Below are 11711 nucleotides of genomic sequence, written 5' to 3'. Positions count from 1 at the left end.
ACGCTTAGGACACAAGATGCCGCAGGCGCCGTTACAGCAATTTTATATACCTGAAGAGCAGTCGGTCTATCTGCTGAGCCATAATGATGCTCAAAAGCTTAAAGACTGGGTAGCGCTCTGCCAAGCCCAGCTTAGTCAGCTTGGGTATCAGGGTATTGAGCTGATTGGCAAAGGCGCCTACGGTTTTGTGTTTTCTGGCAGCGTGCCCAATGGCGATACGCTGGCGCACTATGTGTTCAAATTTTCTCGCATTACGCTGCCTACACACTTACAGGAACGTCTCGAAGAAGAGGCGTTTATGCTGGATCAAGTGTCGCATGCCCGCATTCCCAAGTTAATCACCTACCAGCGCGCAAGAGGCCAGTCGATTTTAGTCATGGAGCGCGCACCCGGTTGGAATCTGGAACAGATATCCCTCAAAAGAGGACGTTTGTCACCACGCTTGATTATGCGTATAGCGCGTCAGCTTGTTGATATTTTAATCGCGCTTCGCCGCGAGGCTGGGCCCCATGGCCGGCCAGTGGTACATGGTGATATCAAACCCTCCAACTTGGTCTTCGACCCTGACACTGAGTCTATTGCACTGATTGATTGGGGATCGTCTGTTTTTGCTCAATTGGATGCTCAACTACAGTTCGTTGGGGCGAATGTGATGGAGCTGATGTCCGATAACCTACAGCAAACCAATGCACGTTTGGGTGACGTCTATTTTATTGGTGAAGAGCAGCTAAACGGCGCGCTCTCTTCGCCACGTTTTGATGAACAAGGCGTGGCGGGCACGTTGTATGCGCTGGCATCAGCACAGTCGTGCCGGTTTGGCCATCGTGCTATTCCCGCAAGCTCCCTGGGGTTGCCTGTGGAATTTGCCCGTACATTGGATGGTATGCTGGACCCCGACCCGCAGGTTCGCCTTACCGCAGGCAGTTACTTTATCGACACAATGCCGCGCATGGCAAACGTTGTAATGATTGATTTCCCCCCCAGCCCCGAGGTGCCTCTCGTGCCCGTATGGGCTCGCCCTGTGCAGCAGGAAATTGATACCGTGGTGTATAGCTCTCGCAAGGCTTTTCTGCGAGAAGCCAGCGTTGAGGAAACGCTCAACGAGGTTAACGATGTACAGCTGGACCGTTACTATAAACAGTTTATGCAGGGGATGGGCGAGACAGAAAAAGCGTTTTTAGCCTCGGTAAGTCGGCTGGGTAAATATCCGGTGGTAGGAGGGCTGGCCGTACGTTGGGAGCGCGAAGGGGTATATATTGATTCCTCCCTAAACTTGCATGACCCTGACGTGAAGCCCGCCTTTATTGAAGCTGTTAATAATACGGTTCACTTGGCGCGCGCCATTCATCGGCAGGGCGTTTTTAAAAGCTGTTTGTTTAATGCGCGCCAAACGCTGCATTTAGAGCGGGAAACGGAGCGTGAGCCGTTTTACTGCCAGCCTGATATGACGATTAACTACGAAATGAGCGCAGTGCCGGAACTGGAGGATCGGAGTCGTCAGCATAGCTATTTTGAAGATGGGCCCGATCCGGAAGAGCTGTTGATATTGCCTGCCGACATTATGACGATCCTGCAGCAACTTAACGATATTCATCATACCGGAATGATTATCTTCGAGGCGCTCCCTCAGCATCTTAAAATACACAGTTATTACCGACTGCTTGATCCCGCAAGGGAGCGCGAGTTTCAAACATTGCTTACCTATATTTTAGACGCGGTTAACCAGATCCAGGGTTTGGGCGTTTCTGGTTTTATGAAGATGCCCTATAAAGACACCCGCTTTTTTACCCATCTGGAGCGGCAGCCCGAGCGCTACTACCCACAAAATCCACGAGAACACGTTAAAAACATAAAAGCCTGCTGATCTCTTACGGATAGACATCAGCAGGCAACAAGTGGCGTCAGATAGTGGTCTAAAAAGAAGACCTGTTGGCTTGCAGCCATGTGATCAGCTGTTCAACCAGTGTCTCGCTTGCGCGGCCAAAGGCGTCGACCACTGAAGATATATCAACATCGGCTGCCTGGCTGGTCGTGGTAAACGTGCGATAAGCAATAGGCATTCGGTCATGGGTGTTTACAAGCTGGACATCGAGCTGAATAACGGCATTAGGGCGCCCATTTTTATACTCACTTTGAAAACTACGCAGTGAGCTAAGTAGTTGCAGCTGAGAGGGCAGTTGATCGGTTCCGACATTGCCAAAGAGCTGACTTTGCTGCAAACCTTCTATTAACCGTGATTGAACTAGGGCGGGGGCATCTTCATACCAGCGAGCGCCTTCATACACATTAACGATATTTTTTTCCGGATAGACCACTATGCGATTACCGCTCAGCAGATATCCGGCTTCTGGCGTAGCAATGCCCAATGTTTCAGTCGCCGCATTGGAGGTCATGTTTATGCCAGGCACGTTAGTGGAGGGTAGGCGATAAAGCGTCGCCGGATCATTTTTAGGGACGATGGAGCACCCAGTGCTCAACAAGAGTACTGATACAATGAGTACGGCAAAAACAGGGCGTAAGTTCATGGGCTAAATTCCTTTATCTGGTCCCGGCCCAACAAGAATTCAATTGGGTTTTCATCCAGCTCACGGGCGATACGATCCAATGAGTTAAGCGTTGAACGCAGTGAAGAAAGCGCAGGGCCAATATCGCGGGTGCCTTGCAAGGTGCTATCAACTGCGTCAGCATTTTGCTCTATCAGCTGCTCCATCCGCTGCGCTGCGCGGGCGATATCCTGGCTGGCATTGGCAGCATTTTGCATAACGTTTTGTCCATCTTGTTCGAGCAACTGGGTAACTTGCTCGCTCAGTACATTAATGCTTGCCATCGTGGTGGTCGCTTGGCGTGATGCAGTGCCTAATAGGGCTAAGTTCTCTTCAAACGCTTCACGCTGTGACGCTATCATTTCGGTAATTTGGTCTATATTCGTCAGTACGTTACTTGCATTCTGACGATTACTATCATCGAAGAGGTTATTCACATTGGCCAAAATTGAATTAATGTTATCAACCACTTCTTTACCCTCTTCTAAAAAAGTGGAGAGCGGGGAGGGGTCTGCATGAATAACGGGTATTTCATCACCCGCATGATCAATTAACGCAGGACTATCCGGTGTTCCACCGTAGAGCTGTATCGACATGCTGCCAGTAATACTCGCAAACGCTAGCTGCGCGTGAGTATCTTCTTTGACGGGGGTATCTTTTTCGACACGAATTTTGGCAATAACCTGACGAGGATCTGCAGGGTTGAGATTCAGCGTTGTTACATCGCCTACTCTGATGCCGTTATATTGCACTGCACTTCCTACTGTCAGCCCGCTAACGCTGCGTTCAAACAAGACACGGTACGTTTGATAGTCGCGCTGACCCGCTGCATGGCTGATCCAGAGCGTAAATAGCAGAGCCGCTGCCGCCGTTATTACTGTAAATAAACCAATTAGAACGTGATGAGCGCGTGTTTCCATGTGCTACTCACTCCTTAGCTGACGATCATTTGAGTGGGCGGTCTTGTTGGCGGCTCTGCCACGAGGCCCGTTAAAGTAGTTCTGGACCCATTCATCATCCGTCCGGGCAACATTTTGAATGGTATCCGTTACTAAAACACGTTTCTGAGAAAGTACGGCCACTCTATCGCAAGCGGCATAAAGTGTATCCAAGTCGTGTGTTACCAGGAAAACGCTAAAACCGAGCGCATTACGTAAAGTGACCAGCAATTGGTCAAACGCAGCGGCGCCAATAGGATCCAAGCCTGCAGTAGGTTCATCAAGAAACAGAATGTCAGGGTCTAACGCTAGTGCGCGAGCCAAGGCGGCACGCTTAATCATGCCCCCTGAGAGCGACTCTGGATACTGCAATGCAGCTTCGGGCTCAAGCCCCACCAGCGAGAGTTTTACTCGCGCCAGGTATTCCGCATCTTCTCGTGGTAATTTGGCATGCTCAATAATGGGCAGCGCCACATTCTCTTGTAAGCTCAGCGAGCTAAACAGGGCGCCTTGTTGAAAAAGCACGCCAAAGCGTCGCTCAACCTGACTGCGCTCCTTACTGCTTAACTGGTTAAGATCATTACCCAACACATTAATTTTGCCTGCATTAGGGCGTTTTAGCCCCACGATACTGCGCAAAAGAACAGATTTCCCCGTACCTGATCCGCCCACGATTCCGAGAATCTCGCCGTCGAGTAGATCAAGGTCCAGCGATTCATGAACGACGTGGTTACCAAAACGGTTTTCCAGACCGCGAACTTCAATCACCGGTTGTCCAGACGAATGGCTTGGTGATTGGTTTGTGGAGTCAGTAGATTTGCTCACCAGCCCATCTCCATAAAGAACAGGGCGGCAAGTGCATCAATCAAGATAACCATGAAAATACATTGCACGACACTGGACGTGGTATGAGAACCTACTGATTGCGCGCTACCACTAACTTTGAAGCCTTCCAGACAGCCAATGACGGCAATAACAAAGGCGAATATGGGGGCCTTGCTCATCCCTACCAGGAAATTATTCAACGCAACATCTTTTTGCAGTATGTAAAGAAATTGCCCCGTTGATATATCCAAAGAGAGCACTGCAACAAGCGCGCCTCCCATTAAGCCACACATCATTCCTATAAAGGTAAGCAGAGGCAGGCTAACGAGAAGCGCTATGATCCGGGGCAGCACTAATAACTCAATAGGGTCTAGCCCCTGCGTCTGTAGCGCGTCAATTTCTTCATTGGATTTCATCGACCCCAACTGAGCCGTAAATGCACTGGCAGTTCGGCCTGCCAATAAAATCGCTGCCAACAAAACGCCAAATTCACGTAGAAATGAAAATGCCACCAGGTCAATGGTATAAACAGTCGCGCCAAATTGTTCGAGAACGGTGGCACCCAGAAAAGCAACGACCGCACCCACCATGAAGGTTAGCAACGCAACAATGGGAACGGCATTAAGACCGCTTTGCTGTATTTGGGCGACGGTGGCAGTTATTCGCCAACGTTTTGGTTTAAAAACGACCTGTACCAGTGTCGCGATGACGAGCCCGATGAAGGCCAGCAACTGGCGCTGCTGCGACCATAACCCCGCCATGTGCTCCCCAATACTTGCCAGCGCATCAGTGAGACGGTTGGAGCTATGCTGCACGGCTTCTATCGGGGCATCCATCGCTTCAGCGATACGCTTTAAAAGCGCTTGTTGTTCCTGGGGCAGTTCGCCTGCCCAATCGCTTATTGCGCGAGACTTTTCAATACCGATCATGCCAACAATGACAGCGGCTCCTGCGGTATCCAGGCGCTCAATGCCGGTCAGGGATATATCGTTTGGCTGAGAATAGTTTTGAGCCGCATTTTTTAGCTGCTTGTAATTAGAAAGCGTCCATTCGCCCTGTAATACTAATTTTTCGTCCCGCTTTATAATCCACTCACTTGGCATTTTTGCTCCTAAACGCCGTTGGCTCGCTAAAATATTCACATTACTTTAATCGAACCATCTAGAGAAGCCCTCTCAAAACAACGTATTACTTACTCCTTCGTAATTATACTGTAGCTTATTAATCGCCGTTTAGAGTAGCTAGTTATACGCATGTTATCCATCTTATTTAGGAAAACTCTCGCCAGGCCGCGTAGGTACTCAAAAAAACCCGACCTGTTAGAGCGTCCAGAAAGTCGCTCTTTTTAAGCTTGTCCATGACAGGACCTTTCACTTCCGACAAATGAAGTTTGACGTTGGAATCTTTGAGCCGCGCATTGATGGCATCAAGGCTTTCCAGCGCAGAGGCGTCAATCAGGTTAACCGCTGAACAAATCAGTACCACATGCTCAAGTTCAGGATGACTGGCCACCAGGTTATAAACAGTATCTTCCAGGTAGCGAGCATTGGCAAAGTAGAGGCTTTCATCGATACGCAGCAGTGCCACATGGCTAATGGTTTCGACATTATGGCGGTGGGTATTACGAAAATGTTCGGTATCCGGTACCCGGCCAACCAGTGCACTGTGTGGGCGACTGGTACGGTAAAGAAATAGCGCTATAGATAATGTAACACCACTCACAATACCGGCTTCAATCCCCTCGACCAGCGTTAATAAAATGGTCACGGCCATTGCGGAAAAATCGCTGCGCGAATAACACCAGGTTTGACGCAGCATGGGAATATCCACCAGCGTTAAAATAGCCACCGTAATGGTGGCGGCAAGGGTGGCAATGGGCAGGTAATAAAGCCAGCCGGTAAATGATAGGGTGATAAGTGCAATGCCCAGAGCGGCAAACGCCCCGGCCGCTGGGGTTTGGGCTCCGGCATCATAGTTGATCACTGTCCTTGAAAGACCCCCCGTTACCGGCATCCCGCTGGTAACACCCGCTGCCAGATTGGCGGCTCCCAAGCCAATCAGTTCCTGGTTAGGTGAGATGCGCTGGCGTCGTTTTGCCGCCAGCATTTGACCCATGGACACGGACTCGACAAAACCCACCAGGCTAATCAGTAGTGCCGGAATCAACAATGTCCGCCATAAGGAGGCGTCCGCCCACGGAAAGCTAAGCGCTGGCAAGCCGCTTGGAATAGCGCCTACTACTTCAACGCCTGCCTCTGTGAGTTGCCAATGCCAGGTAATGAACGTGGTTGTAACGACGGCAAAAACAGGCCCCGCCTTGGTGATTAAGTCAGTAAGTGCGGCAGGAAGGCCCAGTACGCTAAACGTTTGCTTCCCATAGCGACGCATGGCAATAAGAAATACCAACGTGCCTGTACCAATCGCAAATGTGTAGGGGTTAAATTGAGGCAGGTTGGGGAGTAGCGTTATCACACGCTCAATGAGCGTGAAGCCGCTACTGGAGACGCCTAAGATGCTTCCCAGCTGGCTTGCCGCAATGAGTATTCCAGAGGCGGTTAAAAAGCCAGAAATGACCGGATGGCTTAAAAAGTTGCTAAAAAAGCCCATCCGTAGCGCGCCCATCATGACTAATATAGCGCCAGAAAGTAATGAAAGTACCAAAGCTGCCTGTAAGTAGGCGTCAGTGTCTGGCTGCGCTACTGAAGAGAGCGCAGCACCCGTCATCAGCGCGATAATGGCAACAGGCCCTACGGCGAGCGTGCGACTTGTACCCAACAGGGTATAAAGAAGCTGCGGCAGAATGCTGGCATATAATCCGACAACGGCAGGCAGTCCCGCTAGTAATGCATAAGCAAGCGATTGCGGAATGACCATGATGGTCACAATGATCCCAGCTAGCACATCAGCACCCAGTAGGCGTCTATGATAGTGCGGTAGCCAAGTGAGAATAGGTAAATAACGCTTAAACATGGGCTCCGGGCCATCAGGCATCAATGGTTTTTAAGAACCGTTGGTTCTTTTATTAGTCCTTATATTAACGCGTTATGCCAGTAATTACGGCTCGGCTTCTTAAATAAGCCACCTCTCTTCCCCCAAAGTGTTACTTATTTCATCAGCATAACCCGTTAAGCTCGTTAAGAAAATTGGGCGCCTCTTGGCGTTTTGCTTACCGCTGTCCACAAAAACGCCGACAAACGCAGCTCGATAACCTTAATTACAAAAGAGTCCCTCTATGCGTCTACTTCGTGTGCTGGCACCATTGATATTGTTCGGATTATCGGTTTGGTTGGTTGCCCAAGCGGGTACCTTTAAATACCTGGCACTTATTTGCGCCGCATTAGCGGGGGCAGGGCTGGTTGCTAATGCGCTGCTCAGTGTTTTTATGGCCGACCAGCAGCGTCTTGCCCAGCCTGTTCGTGGGCCAAAGCCACTCAAGGATTATGCGTCGCTTCGTGCGATGGCGTATCGCTTAATGAAACGGGCAAGCAAAACGGCCATTGCTTCGGCGGAGGTCTCTCACTATGCCGACCTTATGGACCAACGTCTTACCAGGCAGGAGGCGATGGCGCATGAAGCATCATCAAGCATGAATGAAATCAATACCGCTATTTTGCAAGTAAGTACGAGCGCGACTCACGTGGCCACACTGGCAGAAAACGCCCGCGATGCCAGCCACCAGAATCATGACGAGCTGACGGATATTGTCAGCGATATGAGCCATGTGGCTGAGCGATCAGATCAGGCGTTAGAAATGTTGACCGCACTTAATGACAAAATAGAGCGGGTGCGCAATGTCACTGAAATGATTGAAGGCATTGCCGAGCAAACCCATTTGTTATCACTTAATGCGTCGATTGAAGCGGCCCGGGCGGGTGAGCATGGCCGGGGGTTTGCCGTGGTGGCGGAAGAGGTACGGAGCTTGGCGCTCAAGACCTCAACCGCGACGCAGAATATAGAAACGCTGGTTAAGGACATGCATCAAAGCGGCCAAGGGGTTGTCTCTACGATGGGCGCAATAATGGTGCGTATTCGAGAGCGCTCCGGGGGGTTGCAACAGGTAGGCAAGCGTTTGGCCACCATTACCCAGCAGTTTGATCAGGTTCAGCACGAGATCACAAGTGTCGCCACCGCCATGGAGAGCACCAAAACCCATAGCCAGACCGTTGCCGAGAGTCTGCGTCAGTTAGAGAGCGACGTAGATGAAGGTAATCGCAATATGCATGATCTGGCTGCACAAGCCCGTTCGTTAATGGAAGCGGCTGAAGGGGTTGATGGTGAGCTGGCTCAGCAGCGTCTTCAGGGGCGGCATCAACAGGTATTTAAAGCGGCTCGCCAAACGGCTAACCGCATTGGCAAGCTGTTGGAAAAGGCCATTTCCCGCGGAGAACTCGTAGAATCAGCCCTTTTTCAGCCAGATTATCAGGCACTCCCGGGCACCCGGCCAACGCTTTATCGTACAGGGTTTGATGACTTCACCGATCAATATTTACCAAGCGTGCAAGAGCCGCTACTGACGGAATATAGCTTGAGTTATGCGATTGCCTGTAATCGTGATGGCTATGTGCCTACTCACAATGAGGCGGTTAGCCGACAGCCCACGGGCGATATGGGGCATGATTTAAAGTACTGCCGCAGCAAGCGTATTTTTGATGACGCGACGGGAAGTCGATGTGGTGCTCATCAACACCCATTATTGCTTCAAACCTATAAACGCGATACGGGCGAGATCATGCATGATCTATCGGTACCGATTTTTATCCATGGCAAACACTGGGGTGGTTTCCGGGTAGGCTATCAGCCAGAGGGGGCAGAAGAGGCGAGCTCTGCCCTGACATTATCGCATTCAGGGCAAAAAACGTTAGCGGATAGGGGGCTGGTGCGGGCGTGATTGCCAAGAGGACCATGAATAGAGCGCAAGCCCGAACCAGATCATAATAAAGGTCGCGAGCTGTATGGTACCTAGCGGTTCACCAAAAATGGTTAAAGCGATTATAAACTGAATCGTAGGGTTGATGTACATCAAAAAGCCCAACGTCGAGAGCCGTAAGCGTCGAGCCGCACCCGCGAAAGCCATCAGCGGCAAAGCGGTTATTACGCCACTTACCGCCAGTAAAACACTCATTGGTACATCAATCATGAAGTGTGAATTACCCTGCCAGCTAAGCCATGTCAGGGCGAGCAGCGCCAGCGGGAACAGCAAAAGGGTTTCTACAAACAGTCCCGATAAACCATCCAGCGGCACTTGCTTGCGAAAAAGCCCGTAGCTACCAAAGCTGAGTGCTAGCATCAGGCTGATCCAGGGCAGCTCACCCAGCAGCGCAAATTGGATGGCAATGGCCAAACCTGCAAGCCCTAACGCCACTAATTGAAGACGTGCCATCACTTCACGCAGTACCAACATGCCCAACGCCACATTAACAAGTGGCGTTAAAAAGTAACCAAGGCTTGCTTGCAGGACCTGGTTGCTTTCCACCGCGTAAATATAAAGCCCCCAATTGAAGCCGATTAACACAGCGCAAATTAGTACACGGCCTAAACGGCGAGGCTGGCTCAACGCCGTTATCACGGGGGACCAACGGCTTAACATCGTGATGAGTACAACAAGAAAAACACACGACCATACTATTCGGTGGATAAGAATTTCAAACGCTGGAATACCGTCAAACAGCGCGAAAAAAAGCGGGAAACATCCCCACATTATATAGGCTGCTAACCCAAATGTGACGCCTTTGACGGCCTGTGGATCACGCGCTGGAGGGAAAAGCATAGCAGCCTCATTATTTAAAAATGCTAATCTACCACATAATTGCAAAAACATACTGGCAAAGGAGACATGACATGAGTCAGCTAAAAACGAGCCTGGTACAGTGCGATTTGCGCTGGGAAGACCCGCAGGCCAACCATGATCATTTGGGCCGTTTGCTGGGAGATCTGGATAGCCGTGACACCGATCTCATCGTATTACCCGAGATGTTTGCAACGGGTTTTACCATGAACTCGCGCGAAATGGCCCAGCCCATGGCGCAAAGCCAAAGCGTTGCCTGGCTGCAGGCGCAAGCTAAAGCGCGTAACTGTGTCATAACAGGGAGTGTGGCCATCGTTGATGACGGGCAGTACTACAACCGTATGATATGGGCCACGCCCGAGGGCGATATCCGCCATTACGATAAACGCCATTTGTTTCGTATGGCGGGCGAGCATGAACGCTATGGCATGGGCAGCCAGCGTGAAATAGTCGAGCTCAAGGGGTTTAAGCTACTGTTAAGCGTTTGCTACGACCTGCGTTTTCCTGTTTGGATGCGTCAACAGCCAGCAGCGCAAGAGCACTTCGAGTATGATGCGCTACTTTGTGTTGCCAACTGGCCAGCACCGCGTCGGCAGCCTTGGCGAACGCTGCTTCAGGCTCGGGCGGTGGAAAACCTTGCGTATGTCGTGGGGGTTAATCGCGTTGGTGAAGATGCCAAAGGTCTTGCTTACAGTGGCGACTCCATGCTGGTCGATTTCAAGGGCGAACCGCTCATCGACCATCCTGAAAATACGCCGTTTATTGAAACGGGGACGCTTGATAAAACGGAGTTAAATGCTTTTCGTGAAAAATTTCCAGCCTGGCAAGATGCCGACCACTTTTCGTTACTGCCAGGAGTGGGCCAATAATGCGCCTTGATCGGTTTTTAAGTGAAACAACACCGCTAACGCGTAGCTTGGCAAAACGAGCGCTTAAAAATGGCGAAGTCACGCTTAATGGTGAGCCTATTAAGCAGTCGGCCACCCAGATTGATACCGAGCAGGATGAAGTGAAATTCAACGGCGAAACGCTTTCGCTGGTCGGGCTTCGCTATTTAATCATGCACAAGCCAACGGGTGTTGAGTGCACTGCCAGGCGCGGGCTGTATCCACGGGTGATTGATTTGATTGATTTGCCCAAGGCAGAGCGTCTTCAGCCAGTAGGGCGGCTGGATGTTGATACCACTGGCCTTTTACTGCTGACTGATGATGGCCAGTGGTCACATCGTGTTACTTCACCGCGCCATCGTTGCGCCAAGGTCTATATCGCCGACTTGGCTGAGCCTATGGAAGGCAGCGATGCGGAGTGGGCAATCAATCAGGTAGCCCAAGGCATCCTGCTGGATGATGAAGAGACGCCAACGCAGCCTGCGTTACTACGGTTTATAACGCCTCTACAAGCGGAACTTACCCTTACCGAAGGGCGCTATCACCAGGTTAAGCGTATGTTTGCCGCGTTGGGTAACCATGTTAATGCGCTGCACCGCCAATCTATTGGTGATGTTGTATTAACGGATGATTTGGGCCCCGGGGAGTGGCGCGAGTTAACGCAGGAAGAAATCGACAGCTTCTAAATTCAGCCGCTAAGCGCACTTGGCCAAAGGGCAGTAGGTCAAGTGCG

10 protein-coding genes are annotated in these 11711 nt (G+C 50.8%); 4 read left to right on the top strand and 6 right to left on the bottom strand.

What is annotated here, in order from left to right; all coding sequences use genetic code 11:
• Window positions 1-16 precede the first annotated feature (16 nt).
• A complete protein-coding gene (locus ACT3RU_RS15845; RefSeq protein WP_192527077.1) occupies window positions 17-1864 on the top strand; it encodes a protein kinase domain-containing protein in 1848 nt (615 codons plus the stop codon).
• Window positions 1865-1913: 49 nt separating this feature from the next.
• On the opposite strand, the gene ACT3RU_RS15840 is transcribed toward ACT3RU_RS15845, so the two are convergent.
• The 5 genes from ACT3RU_RS15840 to ACT3RU_RS15820 form a co-directional block, all read right to left on the bottom strand.
• Window positions 1914-2525: an ABC-type transport auxiliary lipoprotein family protein gene (locus tag ACT3RU_RS15840; protein WP_192527076.1), complete on the bottom strand. Its 612-nt coding sequence runs from the start codon at window positions 2523-2525 to the stop codon at window positions 1914-1916.
• Window positions 2522-3463: an MlaD family protein gene (locus ACT3RU_RS15835; RefSeq protein WP_172118784.1), complete on the bottom strand. Its 942-nt coding sequence runs from the start codon at window positions 3461-3463 to the stop codon at window positions 2522-2524. The genes ACT3RU_RS15840 and ACT3RU_RS15835 overlap by 4 nt, the downstream gene beginning before the upstream one ends.
• Window positions 3464-3466: 3 nt before the next feature.
• Window positions 3467-4306, bottom strand: coding sequence for an ABC transporter ATP-binding protein (locus ACT3RU_RS15830; protein ID WP_192527075.1), 840 nt, complete (start codon window positions 4304-4306; stop codon window positions 3467-3469).
• A complete protein-coding gene (locus ACT3RU_RS15825; protein WP_192527074.1) occupies window positions 4303-5409 on the bottom strand; it encodes an MlaE family ABC transporter permease in 1107 nt (368 codons plus the stop codon). Before ACT3RU_RS15825 ends, ACT3RU_RS15830 begins: the two co-directional genes overlap by 4 nt.
• Before the next feature lie 166 nt (window positions 5410-5575).
• A complete protein-coding gene (locus ACT3RU_RS15820; RefSeq protein WP_192527073.1) occupies window positions 5576-7276 on the bottom strand; it encodes a SulP family inorganic anion transporter in 1701 nt (566 codons plus the stop codon).
• 262 nt (window positions 7277-7538) lie between these two features.
• On the opposite strand from ACT3RU_RS15820, the gene ACT3RU_RS15815 reads away from it, so the two are divergent.
• Entirely contained in the window at window positions 7539-9194 is a 1656-nt protein-coding gene (locus ACT3RU_RS15815; RefSeq protein WP_192527072.1) for a methyl-accepting chemotaxis protein, read from the top strand.
• Here the strand turns inward: ACT3RU_RS15815 and rarD are convergent.
• A complete protein-coding gene (gene rarD / locus ACT3RU_RS15810) occupies window positions 9165-10073 on the bottom strand; it encodes an EamA family transporter RarD (protein ID WP_192527071.1) in 909 nt (302 codons plus the stop codon). The two genes, ACT3RU_RS15815 and rarD, sit on opposite strands and share 30 nt — an antisense overlap.
• A 71-nt stretch (window positions 10074-10144) precedes the next feature.
• Here rarD and ACT3RU_RS15805 point away from each other — a divergent pair, with 71 nt between their 5' ends.
• Window positions 10145-10960: an amidohydrolase gene (locus ACT3RU_RS15805; RefSeq protein WP_087111396.1), complete on the top strand. Its 816-nt coding sequence runs from the start codon at window positions 10145-10147 to the stop codon at window positions 10958-10960.
• Window positions 10960-11664 carry a pseudouridine synthase gene (locus ACT3RU_RS15800; protein ID WP_192527070.1) on the top strand — a complete coding sequence of 235 codons (705 nt, stop codon included), beginning with the start codon at window positions 10960-10962 and terminating at the stop codon, window positions 11662-11664. The genes ACT3RU_RS15805 and ACT3RU_RS15800 overlap by 1 nt, the downstream gene beginning before the upstream one ends.
• The last annotated feature ends 47 nt before the right edge of the window (window positions 11665-11711 follow it).

It is taken from the genome of Halomonas sp. TP35 (genome assembly GCF_052375975.1).
GTDB lineage: Bacteria > Pseudomonadota > Gammaproteobacteria > Pseudomonadales > Halomonadaceae > Vreelandella > Vreelandella citrativorans.
The sequence above is the reverse complement of the archived record's forward strand: the minus strand, read 5'-3'. Positions and strand labels throughout refer to the sequence as shown.